At 41.9% G+C, this 19,312-nt stretch carries 19 protein-coding genes; 3 read left to right on the top strand and 16 right to left on the bottom strand.

The annotated features are described in order from the left end of the window. Window positions 1-298: 298 nt before the first annotated feature. Window positions 299-1,123, top strand: a complete 825-nt coding sequence (locus tag H5182_RS11000; protein WP_182760018.1) for a polysaccharide deacetylase family protein — start codon at window positions 299-301, stop codon at window positions 1,121-1,123. Here H5182_RS11000 and H5182_RS11005 read toward each other — a convergent pair. The 14 genes from H5182_RS11005 to yceD form a co-directional block, all read right to left on the bottom strand. Continuing rightward, window positions 1,120-2,973, bottom strand: a complete 1,854-nt coding sequence (locus H5182_RS11005) for a metallophosphatase (protein ID WP_145233594.1) — start codon at window positions 2,971-2,973, stop codon at window positions 1,120-1,122. The two genes, H5182_RS11000 and H5182_RS11005, sit on opposite strands and share 4 nt — an antisense overlap. Window positions 2,974-2,980: 7 nt before the next feature. Then, entirely contained in the window at window positions 2,981-3,760 is a 780-nt protein-coding gene (locus H5182_RS11010; RefSeq protein WP_145233593.1) for a TatD family hydrolase, read from the bottom strand. Between the two features lie 11 nt (window positions 3,761-3,771). Next, complete coding sequence (locus H5182_RS11015; RefSeq protein WP_145233592.1) at window positions 3,772-4,098, bottom strand: PilZ domain-containing protein; 327 nt, start codon at window positions 4,096-4,098, stop codon at window positions 3,772-3,774. Window positions 4,099-4,105: 7 nt separating this feature from the next. Further along, window positions 4,106-5,002, bottom strand: coding sequence for a DNA polymerase III subunit delta' (holB, locus tag H5182_RS11020; protein WP_149982363.1), 897 nt, complete (start codon window positions 5,000-5,002; stop codon window positions 4,106-4,108). 1 nt (window position 5,003) lies between these two features. Beyond that, window positions 5,004-5,633, bottom strand: coding sequence for a dTMP kinase (gene tmk, locus H5182_RS11025; RefSeq protein WP_182760019.1), 630 nt, complete (start codon window positions 5,631-5,633; stop codon window positions 5,004-5,006). Between the two features lie 54 nt (window positions 5,634-5,687). After that, entirely contained in the window at window positions 5,688-6,689 is a 1,002-nt protein-coding gene (gene mltG, locus H5182_RS11030; protein ID WP_149982365.1) for an endolytic transglycosylase MltG, read from the bottom strand. Then, a complete protein-coding gene (gene pabC / locus H5182_RS11035) occupies window positions 6,683-7,525 on the bottom strand; it encodes an aminodeoxychorismate lyase (protein ID WP_259398279.1) in 843 nt (280 codons plus the stop codon). Before pabC ends, mltG begins: the two co-directional genes overlap by 7 nt. Before the next feature lie 54 nt (window positions 7,526-7,579). Next, window positions 7,580-8,818 (bottom strand): beta-ketoacyl-ACP synthase II, encoded by a 1,239-nt coding sequence (gene fabF / locus H5182_RS11040; RefSeq protein WP_149982366.1) that lies wholly within the window; start codon window positions 8,816-8,818, stop codon window positions 7,580-7,582. 118 nt (window positions 8,819-8,936) lie between these two features. Continuing rightward, on the bottom strand, window positions 8,937-9,173 hold the full coding sequence (acpP, locus tag H5182_RS11045; RefSeq protein ID WP_016707440.1) for an acyl carrier protein: 237 nt from the start codon (window positions 9,171-9,173) through the stop codon (window positions 8,937-8,939). Between the two features lie 240 nt (window positions 9,174-9,413). Next, window positions 9,414-10,160 (bottom strand): 3-oxoacyl-ACP reductase FabG, encoded by a 747-nt coding sequence (fabG, locus tag H5182_RS11050; protein ID WP_145233587.1) that lies wholly within the window; start codon window positions 10,158-10,160, stop codon window positions 9,414-9,416. 12 nt (window positions 10,161-10,172) lie between these two features. Beyond that, window positions 10,173-11,099 carry an ACP S-malonyltransferase gene (gene fabD / locus H5182_RS11055; protein ID WP_182760021.1) on the bottom strand — a complete coding sequence of 309 codons (927 nt, stop codon included), beginning with the start codon at window positions 11,097-11,099 and terminating at the stop codon, window positions 10,173-10,175. 59 nt (window positions 11,100-11,158) lie between these two features. Next, window positions 11,159-12,202 carry a phosphate acyltransferase PlsX gene (plsX, locus tag H5182_RS11060; RefSeq protein ID WP_145233585.1) on the bottom strand — a complete coding sequence of 348 codons (1,044 nt, stop codon included), beginning with the start codon at window positions 12,200-12,202 and terminating at the stop codon, window positions 11,159-11,161. A 12-nt stretch (window positions 12,203-12,214) separates the two neighbouring features. Beyond that, window positions 12,215-12,385: a 50S ribosomal protein L32 gene (rpmF, locus tag H5182_RS11065; protein WP_002962381.1), complete on the bottom strand. Its 171-nt coding sequence runs from the start codon at window positions 12,383-12,385 to the stop codon at window positions 12,215-12,217. Window positions 12,386-12,394: 9 nt separating this feature from the next. Then, window positions 12,395-12,919, bottom strand: coding sequence for a 23S rRNA accumulation protein YceD (yceD, locus tag H5182_RS11070; protein ID WP_145233584.1), 525 nt, complete (start codon window positions 12,917-12,919; stop codon window positions 12,395-12,397). 142 nt (window positions 12,920-13,061) lie between these two features. Between yceD and H5182_RS11075 the strand changes: the two genes are divergently transcribed. Continuing rightward, window positions 13,062-13,655 carry a nucleoside triphosphate pyrophosphatase gene (locus H5182_RS11075; RefSeq protein ID WP_145233583.1) on the top strand — a complete coding sequence of 198 codons (594 nt, stop codon included), beginning with the start codon at window positions 13,062-13,064 and terminating at the stop codon, window positions 13,653-13,655. Window positions 13,656-13,673: 18 nt separating this feature from the next. On the opposite strand, the gene H5182_RS11080 is transcribed toward H5182_RS11075, so the two are convergent. Together H5182_RS11080 and rluC are read right to left on the bottom strand one after the other, a co-directional pair. Next, complete coding sequence (locus H5182_RS11080) at window positions 13,674-14,318, bottom strand: HAD-IA family hydrolase (RefSeq protein ID WP_182718733.1); 645 nt, start codon at window positions 14,316-14,318, stop codon at window positions 13,674-13,676. Further along, on the bottom strand, window positions 14,315-15,274 hold the full coding sequence (gene rluC / locus H5182_RS11085; RefSeq protein WP_182760022.1) for a 23S rRNA pseudouridine(955/2504/2580) synthase RluC: 960 nt from the start codon (window positions 15,272-15,274) through the stop codon (window positions 14,315-14,317). Before rluC ends, H5182_RS11080 begins: the two co-directional genes overlap by 4 nt. A gap of 625 nt (window positions 15,275-15,899) precedes the next feature. On the opposite strand from rluC, the gene rne reads away from it, so the two are divergent. Beyond that, on the top strand, window positions 15,900-19,271 hold the full coding sequence (gene rne, locus H5182_RS11090) for a ribonuclease E (RefSeq protein WP_182760023.1): 3,372 nt from the start codon (window positions 15,900-15,902) through the stop codon (window positions 19,269-19,271). Window positions 19,272-19,312: the final 41 nt, after the last annotated feature.

Here is a 19,312-nt window from a genome sequence, read left to right on the forward strand (position 1 = left end):
CACCCCAAACGCGATCGAAAAACAGGAGTATTTCAGTATGGGGTAGAGCCAAATTTTTAAGGCTGTACTTAATATTTTTCTTAAGTACCTACCTATGACATCCATGTAAGTAACAAAGAGTTAATCGCCCCTAGGAAGAACCCTTTGGGCAGCGCATGTTTGGAATTTATACTGCGTTATCGCCTATTTATGGGGAACAACCACACTACATAGGCTCTGCCTTGCCTAAATACCAAACATACTGCTGCAAAATTAACCATAAAAGGTCAACACGCCCAAAGAAAGTGTAAGGACTACCATGTTAAAAATATCTTCATTGATCATGACTATTTCAGTACTGTCATTCTCTGTTATTGCCAATCCTGAGTCGCAAAAATACCTTGGTTTTAATTACCCGCATAAAGCGCAAAATGCTGTGAGTATCACGTTTGATGATGCCCGTCACAGCCAAGTCGATGTTGGCGCTGCGATTTTGAACAGGTACCAAGTCAAAGCAACTTTTTATGTTTCCCCTTTTAACGTCAAGCAGCGCCTAACTCAGTGGCAAGACGCGGTAAAATCGGGCCATGAAATTGCAAATCATACTAGCAGCCACGTATGTACAGGGAATTTTGAATGGTTAAGAGCACAAGACTTATCACTTGAACACATTACACTCAAGTGGCTTGAAAATGATATTTTATCAGCGCAGCAATACCTAAAAGATCATTTAGGAGTGACCCCTCGCGCCTTTGCTTATCCGTGCGGCAATACATTTGTTGGCCGGGGCATTGATACTAAGAGCTACGTGCCTTTAATCGCTAAACATTTTGACAGCGGCCGAACTTGGTTAGATGAGTCAGCTAATAATCCTAATTTTACTGATTTTGCACAGCTAACAGGACTTAGGATCGACGGAATGAGTTTTGATGAAATCATTACCATGCTGGATCAATTACGGGAAAATAATGCTTGGTTGATTTTAGCGGGCCATGAAATTGGTAACGGAGATCAATATACCACTGACGCAAAAGTACTCGAGCAATTGCTTGTTTATCTGAAAGATCCTGCTAACGGTTATTGGTTAGATACAGTAAGTAACGTGAGCGACTATGTAAGACAACAGCGCAAACCATTAAATTAATCATTGCTTAAATCAAACTCTGTGGTGCGATTATCGGGATGGAGTAACTGATAACGCGCCAGCTTTCCTTGTTGTAATTCAATCAAACTAATCGCTGAATCACTCACCAAGTATTTTTGCCCCTCCCCGATGGTTTGATGTTTATCGACTTCCATCTGCCAACGCTTTGTAAAAAAGTTTAACGGGCTTTTCGGCGCGTATAAAATCGAGTCTAACTTATCCAGCACGTTAATTAATTTACGCGGAAACTCATTTTTAATACCACTGGCAGTAAGTTGCCAAATTCTATTGGGGTGCTTACCAAAGCGTTTCTGTACGGAAAAACAGAATGAGTAATGTACATCACCCGATAAAATAAGTGTTTCTTTAGGGGTATCGTCACGGCGAAAGGTATCCAGTAACTTTTTAGCTGAGCCTTCGTGGGCCATCCAGTTTTCAACATCAACTAATAATGGCTGTCCGCAAATATTAAACAATGACTGAATAGCTTCAATTGATTTAACGCCAAACACCGGTGCGGGTGAGACAATGATCACTTGTTCATGAGTCACTAAACTGTCTTCGAGCTCAGTGAGACGCTCCCAATCAAGTAGACCAGAGGGCTCATTAAAGTTTTGCTCATTACGCCAACGATGAGTGCGGGTATCCAGCACGACCACTTTAGGCACAGTATTCAGCTCATAATGCCAATGATTAAACTCGAGAATGGTTTTATCAAACGCTTTAAATTGCCATTGTTTTTGCTCAGAAAAACTCGTCTTAAACGCATCAAGTAAAGCGGCTGTTTTATGACCTGCATCATTGCCAAAGCCTTGCATCAGCCAATAACTGATCAAGCCATTATTAACAATACGGCGGCTAACTGGATGTTGGTAAATAACCTGCTCCCAACCAGCCGTCAAGTTCCAATCATCGGTAACATCATGATCGTCAAACATCATTAACGTTGAAATATTTGCCAGTAGCACCTGAACGTGTACTAAGCCATTTTTAAAATCCGTTAAAGCTGCTTTTTCATTATCAAAAACTTGCTGGCATTTGGGTGTGCTTGCTTGATAGCTAATACTATCAAAGTCAATTAAGTCCCACAGTAACGGGCTAAAATTGAGTAAATAAAGGGCTATAAACTCTTCAAAAAAGATCAAGTGATTTGCAGCTTTTAAGCTTGAAAAATGTGGCTCATCTTTTTTTAGCCAATAGCCAACCCCTATTTTATTACGTTTTTGCCAAGGGACCGTCGGTAAATATAAGTGGCGCTGATACAGTTGTTCACTTAACTGTGCAGGTAAATCAATTGCCAGTGGTTGCTCTTGGTATATTCCTAATACGCTGATCAGTCGTTCAATTGCTAATAACATCGCACCAGCAACATCATCGGCATACACTTGATCACCAGAGAGCAGTAAAACATCCGCCCCGGTTTGATTTACACTGCGATTTTGCTGTTGAAAATCATTCGCAGCCACTAAGCTATCTTTTGCAGGATGATGTGGATTACGGCATGAGCCATGTAAAATCTGCTCAAGTTTTTGCGGGATCACAAATTCAGGGGTGGCTTTTCCTTGATAACAAAAATCACTTAAATCAACGTCTGAGTTGCTGTTTAATAGGCGGTAGCTGATCAGCTGATTAACAGGCAATGTTGCGGCAATCGGTTTTACGATCACAAAGTGCAAGTAAAGATGAGTACCTAAAGCAATGCTCTGTTGCTCACTAAAAACGTCTATATCATCAAATTCAATACTAAATTGTGATGCTACAGACGTTGCAAACTGTATGCAAACCTCTGCAGCATCAGCTCGGCGCACCATCGGCCCCATTATTAATAGAGGGAGTGATGCTGTGCTCATATGCTAATTAACCTTTGTTCACTAAGTTGAACAATGAGTAGAAGTTTTCCGTAGTCGCTTTGGCTAGCTCTTTGTAGCTAATACCTTTTAAATCAGCAATGTAATAAGCAACATCTTGCACATAAGCGGGCTGATTAGTTTTCCCACGATACGGTACTGGCGCTAGATAAGGCGAGTCTGTTTCGATTAATAATCTATCAAGAGGGATTTGTTTAACAACATCTTTAAGCTCTACGGCATTTTTAAAGGTCACAATGCCAGAGATAGAAATATAAAAGCCTAAGTCGATGGCTTTTTTAGCCATATCCCAATCTTCAGTAAAGCAATGCAATACACCACCACACTTTTGTGCGTTATGTTCACGCATTAAGTTTATGGTGTCGTCGCGCGCATCGCGAGTATGAATTATAAGTGGTTTTTGTAACTCGTTCGCCACTTCAATATGACCCACAAAACTTGCTTGTTGCACGGCATGGGTGTCTTTCGAATAATAGTAATCAAGCCCTGTTTCGCCAATTGCTACTACTTTATCGTGGCTTGCTAAATCAATTAAGCGTTGTTTATCAAGTGCGTCTTTTTGATCAAGCGGGTGAACACCACACGAGGCAGAGACATCACTATAGCCTTGAATTTTTTCTAGCATACTAGGGAATTGATCAAGTGTGACACTCACACATAAAAAGTGTTCAACTTGTTTAGCCCGTGCACTATCAAGTACTTGGTCTAAGTTTAAATCGAGTTTATCAAAATCGAGTCGGTCTAAATGGCAATGAGAATCTACAATCATGTTACTGCTTACTACATGGTATAAGTTGGATTACCAGAGTTTAACATAGTCCCTAGTAGTTTTTCGATCTTCACATTTAGGTTAGTTTTATCATCGATAAAACTAATACCAATGCCCGGTGGATTAGAACTTTGCGCGCCTTGTGGCGTGATCCATGTAACTTTTCCGGTTATTACATCATCTTCAAGCGCATCCGGTAATGTCACTTTTAATGCCAATGAATGACCCATCTCATAACGCATATTAGTGCGCACAAATAGTCCACCATTTTTTAAATACGGCATATAGCAGCGGTATAATTCATCTAGATCATCTAAATCGACTAATAATTCTTGCACAATAATCCTACTTATAGCTTTTACGTAAACGATACGCTAAACGAGACACTGCCAACGGCAAGTTCAATCCTAATATCTGTGTACTGTTTTGCACAAATTCGGCCAATGCATTTTGCGCACTCTGATATGAATCAAAATCCATTCCAGCAATGAGTTGTTGTTTTAATTGTTCGCTTAAAAATAAACAAAAGACGCGAACACGCTCTGTATCTTTACTGATAATATCAACTAACGCACTGAAATTATGGCCTTGTTTTAGCTCAGTTGCAAACTTATACAATTCATCGATTACTTCCAGCTGCTCATCTTGTTGCCAACGGGCAATCAATAATGGCTGCTGGGTAAACATTTTTAACCATGGATATGCAGGAACGTGCAGTTGGGAAATCCAATTCATAGCAACATTGGCGTCATTCACTTTTACTTGTGTAAGCGCGCAGCGACTTAAAATAGTGGCCGGTAATTGCGTTGTCGCACTCGTTGTTAGTAACAAAAATCGCTGTGGGCTGGGCTCTTCTAACGTTTTAAGTAAGGCATTGGCCGCCGCTGTGGTCATTTTATGGCAATCATTGATCACCACCACTTTATTGGCATTTTGCGCCGCTGATTGATGCATGAAATCGCTGACACTGCGAATATCATCCACACCAATGCTTTGTCCATCAGCTTGCACTACATATTTGTCAGGATGAGTAACTGCTTGATTTAAATGGCAGCTCTTACAATGCCCACAAGGGACTAAGTTAGTTGCAGACAAGCACAATAATGCATTAGCCAGCTGCTCCACTAAGGCGCGCTTACCAACACCTTGTTGACCATTAAATAATTGTCCATGGTGAAAACGCCCAGCATTAAAACTGGCTGCTAATTGCTGCTCAACATTGCTAAGCCAAGGATAAATCATGTTAATTGTTACTTTTCATAAATTGTTCAAGCACGGTAATAATATCTTGATGTACTAATTGCATACTTTGACCTGCATTAACTGTTTTAATAGTGTCATCACTATTTGCGAGTTCTAAATAGCGTGAGCGGGTACGTTCAAAAAAACTCAATGCTTGTTGTTCTATACGATCCAGTTCACCGCGTCCTTTCGCACGGGCAAGGCCCACCGCAGGTTCAATGTCCAAATAAATGGTCAGATCTGGTTTTAAACCTTTTAATACAATATTGGCGAGAGAATCTAACGTAGTAGCGGCAATTTCACGTCCGCCGCCTTGGTAAGCCTGCGATGATAGATCGTGACGATCGCCTAATACCCATTGTCCTTTAGCAAGTGCTGGACGAATAACATTATGTAGCAGTTGCGAACGGGCTGCATACATCAGCAGTAATTCTGTTTCGCTGGCAATCTGTTCGACATGGTTATCTTTTACAATAGTGCGCAGTGCTTCAGCGATGGGTGTGCCGCCGGGCTCGCGTACATTAATAAAATCAACTTTGTGCTGCTCTAAAAACTGTTGGCAAATTGCTATAGCTGTCGATTTACCGGCCCCTTCTAAGCCTTCAATCACAATAAATTTTGCTGCTGTCATGATCTCTCTTTTTAGTTTGAAAAAGCATTAATCGGCTTTCTCGTTTTATATTCTTTACTCTGATTTGCTTAACTGTTTTTGATAACGTAAGTAATCTTGTACTGCTTTGTTATGTTCTTTTAAGGTTTTAGAAAATTGATGGCTACCATCGCCTTTGGCAACAAAATAAAGGTACTCAGACTCAGGTGGATTGACTGCTGCAAGTATTGCCGCTTTTGACGGCATAGCAATCGGCGTAGGCGGTAAGCCATTAATTTTATATGTATTATACGGAGTATGATTAGTTAAATCTTTACGTTTTATATCACCATCAAAGTCAGCACCAATGCCATAAATCACGGTTGGATCAGTTTGCAAGCGCATTTTTGTATTTAGTCGATTAGTAAATACAGAGGCTATTAATGGCCGTTCGCTGGCAAGACCTGTTTCTTTTTCAATAATTGAGGCCATAATCAATGCTTCGTAGGCCGTTTTAAACGGTAAATCAGCAGCCCTGTTTTGCCAAGCCTCATCAAGTACATTTTGCATTATTTTATGCGCTCGTTTGAGCACTGAGCTTGTCGTATCATTAGCATGATAATAATAGGTATCAGGAAATAACCACCCTTCTAAATGCTGCTCAGAGCCGACTATTTGCTGAGATAACTCACCAAGACTTAAATCTTGACGAAGGTACTGGGCTTTACTTATTGCCGCTAACACGTCACGAAGTGACTGACCTTCAATAATTGTAAAACTAAAGCTTACTTGTTTACCTTGATTGATTTGCCGAATGTTATCAAGCACCGTGGCGTTATTAAGTTGATATAAACCAGCTTTTAAATCCGTCAGTGTCGGATCGAGTTTCGCGAGTATCTGATAACGTAAGCACCCATCTAACCATTTTTTTGCTTGCCACTGTTGGCAGAGTTGATTAAACCCCGTGCCTTTTTTAACTTCAAACAACGTATTTGCTGGCGCTTTTAAACTACTGTTAATAGTAGCTTGCAACTGTTGATAACCAACTCCAGTTACCAATAATGCTAGCAACACAATCGATATAATCACTCTTAACACGCAGACTCCTTGGTAAATAAACCATGCAATAATACTAAACTATTTGCTAACTCAAATTGCATACCATCAATCGCTGTAACAGGCACAATTCCCATTAAGCTATTACAACTAAATACTGCCTCCATTTGCAGCAATTGTTCTAGCTTAATATCAGTAAATTCAATGGTTAACTTATCACACAGTGATTGCAGATAAACCCCTTGAATGCCACAGTTTTGCAAACTTGGACTAAAAACTCGACCATTTTTAATAGCAAAAATATTTGCCGCAGAGGTTTCAATCACATTATGGTGATAATCACACACCAGTACATCATCACAATCTTGCCCTTGCATGGCGCGTTTGATCATTACTTGCTCTAAACGATTTAACGTTTTCAAACCAGCAAGCAATGGTTGCGATGCAAGTTGCACAGGACTAATAGCGAGTTTAATACCTTGTTGTGCTAATTGAGCGTAGTGTGAAGGAAACGGTAATAGCGACAGTACAATCAATAAATTGCTTTGTTCAGGAAGGCCATAACCACGCCCTCCTTCACCACGTGTAACCACTATTTTTAACACGCCCAGCGAAACCGTCTTAATATACTCAGCGATTGCTTGCTGCAGTGCCGATAAATCCAGCTCACCAAAACTAAGTCGCTGCGCGCATTCAACTAATCGTGCACTGTGAAGTGGCCAATGCTCTACTTGAGCATCAACTATTTTTGCTGTTGTAAAAAAGCCATCGCCATAATTAAAACCGCGATCATTGCTACTTATGCTAACGCCTTGCTGTGGCGTGACTAATTTTATTGTTTGCGCTATGTGAGTTTTTTGTTTTGGCATATTTTGCATATAAAAAAGCCCAGTAACAACTGGGCTCTTATTTTGTCTCGTTGTTAAAAAAGATTATACCTTTTTAAATACCAACGAGCCATTAGTACCACCAAAACCAAATGAGTTACATAATGCGTAATCAAGTTTCGCATCACGAGCCGTGTGTGGAACGTAGTCCAGATCACAGCCTTCATCAGGGTTATCAAGATTAATTGTTGGTGTTACTTTTTGATCTTGTAACGACAAAATAGTGATAATTGATTCAACAGAGCCTGCTGCACCGAGTAAATGACCCATCATAGATTTTGATGAACTCACCATCACATCTTTGGCAGCATTACCAAAAATTGACTTAACTGCAGAGGTTTCTGCTTTATCGCCAGCGTTAGTCGATGTACCGTGAGCATTAATATAACCCACTTGATCTGCATTGATTTGCGCATCGTTTAAAGCATTTTCCATTGCCAAGGCTGCGCCGGCACCATCTTCTGGTGGCGACGTCATGTGATAAGCGTCACCGCTCATACCAAAACCAACCAACTCAGAATAGATTTTTGCACCTCGGGCTTTCGCATGCTCGTATTCTTCAAGTACGATAACACCTGCACCATCAGCAAGTACAAAGCCATCACGGTCTTTGTCCCATGGACGTGATGCAGCTTGCGGATCGTCGTTTCGGGTTGATAACGCACGTGCAGCGTTAAAACCACCCATACCAATTGGCGTTGAGGCTTTCTCTGCACCACCGGCAACCATCGCATCAGCATCACCATAAGCAATCATGCGCGCAGCGTGACCAATGTTGTGTAAACCTGTTGTACAGGCTGTCACGATAGAGATATTTGGACCACGTAGACCGTGCATAATCGATAAATGACCAGAGATCATATTGATAATGGTCGACGGCACGTAAAAAGGAGAAAGCTTACGTGGGCCACTGTTTAATAACTTTATGTGGTTTTCTTCAATAAGTGTTAAACCACCAATGCCTGAACCCACAGCAACACCAACGCGGGCTGCGTTTTGCTCTGTGATCTCAAGGCCAGAATCTTGTAGTGCTTGTACACCTGCTGCAATGCCATACTGGATGAACAAATCCATTTTTTTAGCATCTTTTGCCGGCATATAGGCTGACGCATCAAAATCATTCAGCAAACCAGCGAACTTGGTGCCAAAACTAGATGTATCAAAATGAGTGATAGTTTGGATACCACTTTTGCCATTTAACAAGCCTTGCCAGGTTGATTCAACATCATTACCTAGCGGCGTCAACATTCCTAAGCCAGTTACGACGACTCGACGTTTAGCCACGGTTTGCCTCCAATAAGGGAATTATTATTTTTCTGGTGGGTATTAATACCCAAATGCGTGGAAATACAGGGTATAGATAGATTAAGGGCAGCGAACGCTGCCCTTAATATGCGATTGATTACTCAGCGTGAGCCGTTACGTAATCGATTGCAGCTTGTACTGTAGTGATCTTTTCAGCTTCTTCATCTGGGATCTCAGTATCGAACTCTTCTTCAAGAGCCATTACTAATTCAACAGTATCAAGTGAATCTGCGCCTAAGTCATCAACGAAAGAAGCTTCATGCTTTACTTCTTCTTCTTTAACACCTAGTTGCTCAATGATGATTTTCTTTACGCGTTCTTGGATGTCGCTCATTCTTCTTTCCTTTATTAAAAACGCCAATGCGTTATTTTCAGATTGCGGCGTAGTTTACGGCGCATAATTCTGTGATTCAAGGATTTGCTGATAATTTTTTATCTGGTCAAACCTCTTGACGGTTATTTGTGTCTTTTATCGCTTATTTTCAGCACGAATTCAAGTATGTTTAAAGCAAGTTAACAAAAAATTCAACATTTTTCGACAAGCCGCCTCAAAACAAAATAGGAACAAAGTTCCTTACACCATGTACATCGCACCATTTACGTGCAAAGTTTCGCCTGAAACATACGCTGCTGCATCAGATGCTAAGTAACATACTGCGGCGGCAATTTCATCCGGTTGGCCTAAACGCCCAGCAGGAACATTAGCAAGCGTAGCTGCTTTTTGCTCGTCAGTTAAGCTGTCGGTCATATCTGTTTGAATAAAACCAGGAGCAACTACGTTGACTGTAATACCACGAGAAGCAACTTCACGCGCTAACGACTTAGAAAAACCAATTACACCCGCTTTAGCTGCTGCGTAGTTAGCTTGCCCTGCATTACCCATTGTACCAACAACTGAACCTATATTGATAATTCGACCGTTTTTCTTTTTCATCATCGGGCGTAACACTGCTTTAGATAAACGAAAAACTGAGCTCAAGTTAGTATCAATGATATCGTCCCACTCTGCATCTTTCATACGCATAAGTAAGTTATCGCGGGTAATACCGGCATTATTTACTAATACGTCGATATCGCCTAAATCTGCTTTTATCGCAGCAAGTGTCGCCTCGATCGACGCAGGATCAGTTACGTTTAACGCATAACCTTTACCATTCTCGCCTAAGTATTCGCTGATATTTGCAGCACCAGACTCGCTGGTTGCAGTACCGGCAACTTTAGCACCTTGTGCTACCAATGTAGTGGCGATTGCTTTACCAATACCGCGACTAGCGCCTGTAATTAGGACAACTTTGCCCTCTAACGAAAATAAATTTGCCATTTTTTCCTACTCTTATTTTGCTTCGTCAATGGCAGTTTGGCTATTCACCGAACCACATACCATTGCTTTATCAATGCGTTTAGCAAGACCCGTTAACACCTTTCCAGGGCCAAACTCGTAGCTTTGGGTAATGCCCTGCGCTACCAATGCTTGTACTGTTTCTGTCCATCGTACTGGACTGTATAGTTGACGCACTAATGCATCTTTAATAGCGTCCGCTGAACTTGCAGCTGTTACATCAACATTATTAATTACATCACACTTAGGTGTATTAAATGTTAAAGCAGCTAAATCTTTTGCTAATTTTTCTGCCGCTGGTTTCATTAGTTCACAATGTGAAGGTACGCTTACCGATAAAGGCAATGCACGTTTTGCACCGGCTTCTTTACACGCTTCTGATGCTCTGTCTACTGCGGCTTTATGACCTGCAATCACAACTTGACCCGGTGAGTTATAGTTTACTGGTGCAACCACTTCACCTTGTGCTGATGCCAAGCACGCGGCTTTAATTTCGTCATCACTTAAACCAATGATCGCAGCCATTGAACCCACGCCTGCTGGCACAGCTTCTTGCATATATAAACCACGGTTTTCAACCAATTTTACAGCTTCGCCTAAGCTCAACACATCAGCACATACCAGCGCTGAGTATTCACCTAAACTGTGACCTGCCATCGTTACGTCTGCATCTGGATTTGCAGCAAGCCATTGGCGGTAAATTGCCACTGATGCTGTTAATAATGCCGGTTGCGTACGATGGGTTTGATTTAATTCTTGTTCTGGACCATTAAGTACTAATGCAGCCAAATCATAACCAAGTGCCGCTGATGCTTGCGCAAACGTCGCTTTAACAATATCAGATTGCTCTAATAGTTCACTTAACATACCCACAGATTGTGAGCCTTGACCCGGAAAAACAAGTGCAATTTTTTGTGCCATACTTTGCTCTTTTAATTAAACAAATAAATAAATGTTTAAGTACACACCTGACATAGTAATTAATCGTCAGTTGCGACTTTTTTAGTTGAATGTGTTTGCTCGAAGATAGCTGCAATTTTTTCAGGAAGTTGACGTTCCACCTCTCTAGCAGCTTCGTCGATAGCAGCATGAAATGCTTTAGCTGAGGCATTTCCATGGCTTTTTACGACAATACCGCGCAATCCTACCAGAGAAGCGCCGTTATACTGGTCGGGGTTCACCCGTTTATAGAGTTTTTTTATTACTGGCTGTAACATAAATGCTAAACATTTATAGAAAAAGTGCTTTTGCAGTGCTTTGGTAAGCTTAAACATAATCAGCTTGGCAATCCCTTCACAGGTTTTCAAAGCCACATTGCCCACAAAACCTTCACAGACGATCACATCTGATTTACCAGTAAAAATATCACTACCTTCGCTGTAACCAGTATAATTAAGGTAGCTACATTGTTGCATCAGTTGTGCAGCTTGTTTGATATCTTCATGGCCCTTAATGTCTTCGGAGCCAATATTTAATAAACTCACTTTTGGACTATCACAGCCCAGTGCTTGCCCTGCGACAACCGAACCCATAATGCCAAATTGATATAAGGTTTGTGCATCACAATGCACGTTCGCACCTAAATCAAGTAAGTAAACCGGATTTTTTCGCTCAGTTGGCACAGCAGAGATCAATGCAGGACGTTTTACGCCTGGCAACATTTTCAGCACATAGTGAGCCATAAATAATAATGCACCGGTATTTCCGGCACTAACGCACGCTTGTGCCTCACCTGATTTAACTAAATCAAGAGCAACGCGCATTGAGGAATCTTTTTTAGATCGCACAGCAGAAGACGGTTCACAACTATTGGTGACTACTTGACTACAATGACGAATTATTAAACGAGGATGAGATAGAGAATCGAGAGACTCGAGTTCTTTAGATATTACTTGTTCGTTGCCACATAAGATCAATCTTAGGTTGGCATTTGCATTTACCGCGTTAACGGCTGCGGGGATAGATGAACGGGGGCCATAATCGCCCCCCATCATATCTAACGCAATTGTTAGATTGGTCAGCATAAAAGCAATCTCTTATTTAGAAATTACTTGAACGCCTTTGTAGTAACCATCTGCAGTCACATGGTGACGACGATGAGTCTCACCAGATGTTTGGTCTACAGTTAAAGTTGGACCACTGATCGCATCGTGTGAACGGCGCATGCCGCGTCTTGCACGAGACTTTTTGCTTTTTTGTACAGCCATAGTCTTCTCCTAAGAATCTTTCTTAAGTTGTTTCAAAATATCAAATGGATTTGGTTTATCATCTTCCGCTTTTAAAACACCAAAGCTGGCAGGCTTTGCTGAATAACTGCATGAAGCTTCGTTGTGGGTAGCAACTAATGGCACGGCTAAAATTAGTTCGTCTTCGATTAAATCAAAAACGTTAACTTCACCATTTTCATCAAGCGCTACTTCATCGTAGTCTTCTGGAAAAATCTCTAACTCTGTATCCTCACCGACTGGTGAATAAACAAAGTCTTGAACCAAATCCAACCCTAAATCACCATTACAACGTTGACAAGTGACAGTAACATGTGTGGACAAATTGCCTCTAATCACAGCGAAACCTTGATCATCGTTTTTGCAATGAATTTTTACCGCTATTTCACCTACTTCTTCCTGCACAACTTCCCGTAAACGGGTAAGTTTTTCAAGCGGTACAATGCCGTCATACTTTAAACGGTGTTGCGCTGCCTTGCCTGGATGAAGAGTGATGGGAATTTTCACCTTTTGCATAGGGGCTGCATCATATAGATAGTTACTTGGTTAGTCAAAGTAAAAAACCAATTTTAGCTGGTTTTTCGCGATTCATTTCTTTGTTTTGCCAACGGATCTGATTTATCCTAACTCAATCTAATTTTCATTAGGAAAACAATCCATGCAGCACCCGCTTATTTTAGCCTCAAGTTCACCCTTTCGTCAGTCTTTATTGCAAAAATTTAATCTGCCGTTCGACAGTTTTTCACCTGATATTGACGAATCAGCACTACCCAATGAAGCCCCTGTTGAACTTGTAAAACGCTTAAGTGAACTCAAAGCACGCGCAGCCACTGCCCTTTTTAAACAAGGCTTAGTAATTGGCTCTGATCAAGTTGCCGTATTTGAGCAACAAATCTTAGGTAAACCACACAACAAAGAAAATGCCATTAAACAACTGAGTTTATTTAGCGGTAATACAGTCACATTTCTAACGGGCTTATGTGTTTATGATATTCAAAGCAATAAAACAAAAACCCTAGTTGAACCCTTTAATGTTACATTTAGAACACTGACACAAGCACAAATATCTGCTTACTGTGACGCAGAGCAACCCTACAATTGTGCAGGCAGCTTTAAAAGCGAAGGCTTAGGTATTTGTTTATTTGAAAAGCTTAGCGGTGATGACCCTAATAGCTTGATTGGTTTACCACTTATCAAACTCAGCCAATTATTGACTGAGTTTGATCTGGATGTGTTAAGTAATCAAGACTAACTATTTATTCACTACGACTTAAACTAAACGCGCAGCTAGTTGCTGATACGAATCAACTGTCGCAATCGGTGTAAACTCGTTTAGCTGCTGGGCGTTATGCACCCCCATAGTTACACCTAAACGGTCAATATTGGCCGCTTTTGCCATCGCCATATCTATTTTGGTGTCGCCAATCATCAGCGCATCATCATGGCTAATATTGAGTTCATCGAGCAGTTGCAACAACATATCAGGAGCTGGTTTTGACAATGCATCATCACTGGTGCGGGTCGCTACAAAGTAATCCCGTAACTGTGTTTCATCCAGCAAGCGTTCAAGGCCGACTCGGCTTTTGCCAGTAGCAACAGCTAACAATACGCCACGGTTTTTTAATGCCGCTAAAGTCTGTTCTACATCAGCAAATAAAGGCGTAGGCGTATTATCAAGATGTTTATACTGATGCTTATAACCGGCGATTAAATCAGCGTGTAAATGGCTCTGCTGAGGAAATAACACCGTCACGGCCTGCTCAAGTGATAAACCAATGATATTTTTAACCGCCTCGTCACTGGGGCAAACTACACCACAGACTCTCGCAGATTGATGCATACAGTTAACTATTTTAGCCACTGAATCCATCACCGTGCCATCCCAATCAAATATAACTAATTTATAGGGTTTCACGGTTTTGCTGCACGTAACGTTTTAATACAATTAGCCAGCGCTTTATCAAGCGGCGCTTCTACTCGCATAGTAGTTTCATTTTTTGGGTGATAAAAACTCAAATCGTGCGCATGTAAAAATAATCGCCCTAATCCCACTTTACGCATCGCCGCATCAAATGCTTGGTTGCCATATTTATCATCACAAGCAATTGCATGACCTTGACATTGTGTATGCACACGAATTTGGTGAGTACGACCGGTTACTGGTGATGCCTGCACTAACGAACATTCAGCAAAGCGTTCCAGTACTTTAAAACGAGTATGTGAAGGTTTACCTTCAACGTTATCCACACGTACTACTCGTTCACCTGATTGTAGGGTGTTTTTACGCAGCCCTTCGGTGACATTTTTAGTTTTAGAATCCCATTGCCCATCAACCAATGCCCAGTAATTCTTTTCCATGGTTTTTTCACGTAACTGTTCATGCAAGCTGGTCAACACTGAACGACGTTTCGAGATTAACAAACAGCCTGATGTATCACGGTCTAAACGATGTACAAGCTCTAAACTGCGCTCATCTGGGCGCAATACGCGCAATGCTTCAATTAAACCATAACTGAGCCCACTGCCGCCATGCACAGCCATACCTGATGGTTTATTAATGACGATAAGGTATTTATCTTCAAATAAAATAGCCTCTTCAAGTTTGGTCACTACATCAAGGTTTTTAGGCACAAACTCTTCACGTTCAGCTATTTGTATTGGTGGAATACGAACGATGTCATCGAGTTGTAATTTATACACAGGTTTGATGCGTTTTTTATTAACCCGCACTTCCCCTTTGCGAAGAATTCGATACACAGCGCTTTTAGGCACCCCTTTTAAATGAGTAATAAGAAAGTTATCAATCCGTTGACCTAAATGGTCTTCGGTAATCGTGACGAAAGATACTTGTAAGCCGGTTTTTTCTGACATTGCCTAATCACTGATTTAAGTAAAATAATTTTAGTTGCTAACACAGTTATAATAATGGGATAATCACCGTCGCAAATATATATTTGCAAATAACAACGGTGCTTTTTAACACATTAAAACATTCGTGATGCACATTCTGGGTAATTGATCATACAGATCCGAGATAAGTTTTCCAAAGCTTTTATACATACCCAGTTTACACGTGCCTTCAATTAACTCCGATGCGTGTAATATATCGCCAGTTAAGTTTGAGCATGAAGTGTTATTTAATGTTGATGAAAAAAGCAATTTGAACAGATAATTTGTCTGATCGTGACGGCGTACAATACGCCGTTCAGCAGATGTGTTGTAACCGTACAAGTTAATTTAATTAATGGTCGACTCTGGACAGAACTCGAATACGTCACTGTAAAAAAACAGCCGATAGTTTTGGCACCATAATAGAATTTAATAACGTGACAACACGTTATTGTCAGCCAGCACCATAAAGATACTTAGAGTACGGATACAGTACCAAGCTCCCCCACAGACCCAGTCGTGAGATTGTACAAAAAGAAGCGATGGGAGCAACTGAACAGGCGAAAAGTTTCGTCATGTCAGAGACATAACACAGTAGAGTAACAATATGAAACGTATGCTAATCAATGCGACGCAGCAAGAAGAAATGCGCGTAGCACTGGTTGATGGCCAGCGCCTGTATGATTTAGATATCGAAAGCCCGGGTCACGAACAAAAAAAAGCCAATATTTATAAAGGCAAAATCACTCGTATAGAACCGTCATTAGAAGCCGCCTTTGTTGATTACGGCGCTGATCGTCACGGATTCCTTCCTTTAAAAGAAATAGCCCGTACTTACTTCCCACAAGGTTATACTTTCCATGGTCGTCCGAATATTCGTGACGTGATCAAAGAAGGTCAAGAAGTTATTGTCCAAGTAGACAAAGAAGAACGCGGCCAAAAAGGCGCAGCCCTCACCACTTTTATTAGTGTTGCAGGTAGCTACTTAGTCTTAATGCCTAATAATCCTCGTGCTGGCGGTATTTCTCGTCGCATCGAAGGTGATGAACGCACTGAACTTAAAGAAGCTTTAAGTCGTTTAGAACTGCCTAAAGGCATGGGTTTAATCGTGCGTACTGCCGGTGTTGGTAAATCGTTTGAAGAACTAAACTACGATTTAAAAGCGCTGCTTGTTCATTGGGATGCGATTCAGCAAGCCTCTGATGGCGGTAAAGCACCGTTCTTAATTCATCAAGAAAGCAACGTGATTTTCCGTGCGATTCGCGATTATTTACGCCGTGACATAGGTGAGATCCTAATTGATAAAGCCCGTGTATTTGAAGAAGCTAAAGCGCACATTGAGCGTTTTCGCCCTGACTTCATGAGCCGTGTAAAACTTTATCAAGGTGAAGTGCCTCTTTTTACTCATTATCAAATCGAAAGCCAAATTGAGTCTGCGTTTCAACGTGAAGTACGCTTACCTTCTGGTGGTTCAATTGTTATTGACCCAACTGAAGCACTTACTTCTATCGATATCAACTCATCTAAAGCCACTAAAGGCGGCGATATCGAAGAAACTGCGCTTAATACCAACTTAGAAGCTGCAGACGAAATTGCTCGCCAATTACGTTTACGCGACTTGGGTGGCTTAATCGTTATCGACTTCATTGATATGACACCACCGCGCCATCAACGTGAAGTAGAAAATCGCTTAAAAGATGCTGTTCGTCCAGATCGTGCCCGTGTACAAATTGGTAAAATTTCGCGTTTTGGCTTACTTGAAATGTCGCGTCAGCGCCTACGCCCTTCATTAGGTGAAGCGAGCCAAGGCCCATGCCCACGTTGTAGTGGTCAAGGTACTATTCGTTCAAACGAGTCGATTGCATTGTCAATCCTACGTTTAATCGAAGAAGAAGCGATTAAAGACAATACCTCACAAGTTAATGCCCAAGTACCTGTAGCGGTTGCCTCATATCTGTTAAATGAGCAACGCCGTAGCGTGCATCGCATCGAAAAACGTCATAACTGTGATGTGGTGATCATTCCAAATCAACATATGGATACACCACATTATGAAGTAATGCGTTTGCGTAAAGATGAAACAATTGAAGCAGCAAGCTACGAGCAAATCACATTACCTGAACAAGAAGTGTATGAAACATCAAAAACACCAACGGTCGCGGTACGTGAAGAGCCGGTGTTAAAAGGCGTAGTTATGCCATCAACACCAGCACCACAAGCTCAGGCTCAAGCAGCCCCAGCAGCGGCACCACAAAGTGTTGCAGCCCAGCCGCAGGTAAGTTTATTTACGACCATCAGCAATTGGTTTAAGGCTTTATTTGCAACGCCTGCTGAGCAAACAGAAAGTAAAGAGCAACAGCAGCAAAAAACAGCGAGTGAATCTCGTAATAATCCACGTCGTAACAATGACGGTGATACACGTCGTCGTAATAACCAACGTCGCCGTAACAATAATTCACGCACTAAACCGCAAAGCGAGCGTACGGAGAGCGTAGCTGAAGAAACGCCAGCAGTTGAAAACACGCAAAACAACGAGCAACAGGAAAGAAACGATAACCGTAACAAACGTCGTCGCAATCCTAACTCACGTAAGCGTAACGATAACCGTAACGATGACAGCAAAGTAGTAGCAGAAAAAACCGAAGCAAAAGCTGACGTAAAAGACGTTGCACCAAGCCAAGATGTCGTTGTTGAAGCAACGGAGCAAAAACCTAAGGTTCGTCGTCAGCGCCGTAACTTACGTAAAAAAGTTCGCCTGCAAGATGAAAATGCACAACCGGCTACAACCAACAATGACGCAGAGCAAAAAGCTACGCCTGTTGTTGATGACAAGCCAGCTAAGCCAGTTGTAACTCAAACTGAAGAAGTTAAAGCACCGGTTGAGACTACTGCTGTTGAAACAACGGCTGTTGAAGCGCCTGAGCAAAAAGCTGAACAGACGGCACCAAACGAGCAAGAGACAGTAACATCGATTGATGAAGATCAAGGCCAAACTCGTACACGTTCACGCCGCTCTCCTCGTCATCTTCGCGCTGCAGGCCAACGCCGTCGTCGTCCTGAGGGTGAAGAAGCTACGCCAACGCAAGGTACACAACCACCAGCATTTATTCCAGTTGCAGATCAAGCCGCTGCTGAATATGAAGCTGAGTTAAAAGCCAAGCAAAATAAGCAAGCTGCAGAAGCAGTTGAAGAAAAACCTGCCGTTGCTGAATCAGCTCCAGAAGTGGTTGAACAAGCACCTGTTGCTGCTGAACCTACTCCAGAAGCGGTTGAACAAGCACCTGTTGCTGCTGAACCTACTCCAGAAGCGGTTGAACAAGCACCTGTTGCTGCTGAAGCAACTGAAGAAGTGGTTGAACAAGCACCTGTTGCTGCTGAACCTACTGAAGAAGTGGTTGAACAAACGCCAGTTGCTGAAGAAGTGGTTGAACAAGCGCCTGTTGCTGCTGAACCTGCTCCAGAAGTCGTTGAACAAGCGCCTGTTGCTGCAGAACCTACTGAAGAAGTGGTTGAACAAGCACCTGTTGCTGCTGAAGCAACTGAAGAAGTGGTTGAACAAGCGCCTGTTGCTGCTGAACCAACTCCAGAAGTTGTTGAACAAGCGCCAGTTGCTGCGGAACCGACTGAAGAAGTGGTTGAACAAGCGCCTGTTGCTGCTGAAGCAACTGAAGAAGTGGTTGAACAAGCACCAGTTGCTGCTGAACCTGCTTCAGAAGTAGTTGTTGAGGAAGCACCAATGGCAAAGACTAAGCCTACTGCAAAACCTGTAGCGCACACTAAAACAGTGATCACTTCAGGTAAAGCAAGTGCGCCAATGGCACAACCTACTGCCGTTGCAGATAGCGAAGTCGCCCATACGCCAAAAGCGATGGCACACGACAAACGTGACGCTATTCCAGATAGCGGCTTACGTGCCGGTTCTATCAAACCAGCTGGTCGCGCGAAAGCTGCAATGACTAAAACCATGAGTGTTGACTAACACTTTTGGTTTAGCTTAAAAGCACACTAAAAAGCCGCGTT

The organism is Pseudoalteromonas sp. SG44-17 (assembly GCF_014164235.1).
Classification (GTDB): domain Bacteria; phylum Pseudomonadota; class Gammaproteobacteria; order Enterobacterales; family Alteromonadaceae; genus Pseudoalteromonas; species Pseudoalteromonas rhizosphaerae.

Excerpts from the sequence above, each read along its gene's own strand:
- H5182_RS11000 (WP_182760018.1), top strand. The coding sequence starts at position 299 with ATGTTAAAAATATCTTCATTGATCATGACTATTTCAGTACTGTCATTC.
- H5182_RS11010 (WP_145233593.1), bottom strand. The coding sequence starts at position 3,760 with ATGATTGTAGATTCTCATTGCCATTTAGACCGACTCGATTTTGATAAA.
- acpP (WP_016707440.1), bottom strand. The coding sequence starts at position 9,173 with ATGAGCGACATCCAAGAACGCGTAAAGAAAATCATCATTGAGCAACTA.
- pabC (WP_259398279.1), bottom strand. The coding sequence starts at position 7,525 with ATGCAAAATATGCCAAAACAAAAAACTCACATAGCGCAAACAATAAAA.
- rluC (WP_182760022.1), bottom strand. The coding sequence starts at position 15,274 with ATGTCAGAAAAAACCGGCTTACAAGTATCTTTCGTCACGATTACCGAA.
- fabD (WP_182760021.1), bottom strand. The coding sequence starts at position 11,099 with ATGGCACAAAAAATTGCACTTGTTTTTCCGGGTCAAGGCTCACAATCT.
- rne (WP_182760023.1), top strand. The coding sequence starts at position 15,900 with ATGAAACGTATGCTAATCAATGCGACGCAGCAAGAAGAAATGCGCGTA.
- fabG (WP_145233587.1), bottom strand. The coding sequence starts at position 10,160 with ATGGCAAATTTATTTTCGTTAGAGGGCAAAGTTGTCCTAATTACAGGC.
- H5182_RS11005 (WP_145233594.1), bottom strand. The coding sequence starts at position 2,973 with ATGAGCACAGCATCACTCCCTCTATTAATAATGGGGCCGATGGTGCGC.
- plsX (WP_145233585.1), bottom strand. The coding sequence starts at position 12,202 with ATGCTGACCAATCTAACAATTGCGTTAGATATGATGGGGGGCGATTAT.
- tmk (WP_182760019.1), bottom strand. The coding sequence starts at position 5,633 with ATGACAGCAGCAAAATTTATTGTGATTGAAGGCTTAGAAGGGGCCGGT.
- holB (WP_149982363.1), bottom strand. The coding sequence starts at position 5,002 with ATGATTTATCCTTGGCTTAGCAATGTTGAGCAGCAATTAGCAGCCAGT.
- rpmF (WP_002962381.1), bottom strand. The coding sequence starts at position 12,385 with ATGGCTGTACAAAAAAGCAAAAAGTCTCGTGCAAGACGCGGCATGCGC.
- H5182_RS11075 (WP_145233583.1), top strand. The coding sequence starts at position 13,062 with ATGCAGCACCCGCTTATTTTAGCCTCAAGTTCACCCTTTCGTCAGTCT.
- yceD (WP_145233584.1), bottom strand. The coding sequence starts at position 12,919 with ATGCAAAAGGTGAAAATTCCCATCACTCTTCATCCAGGCAAGGCAGCG.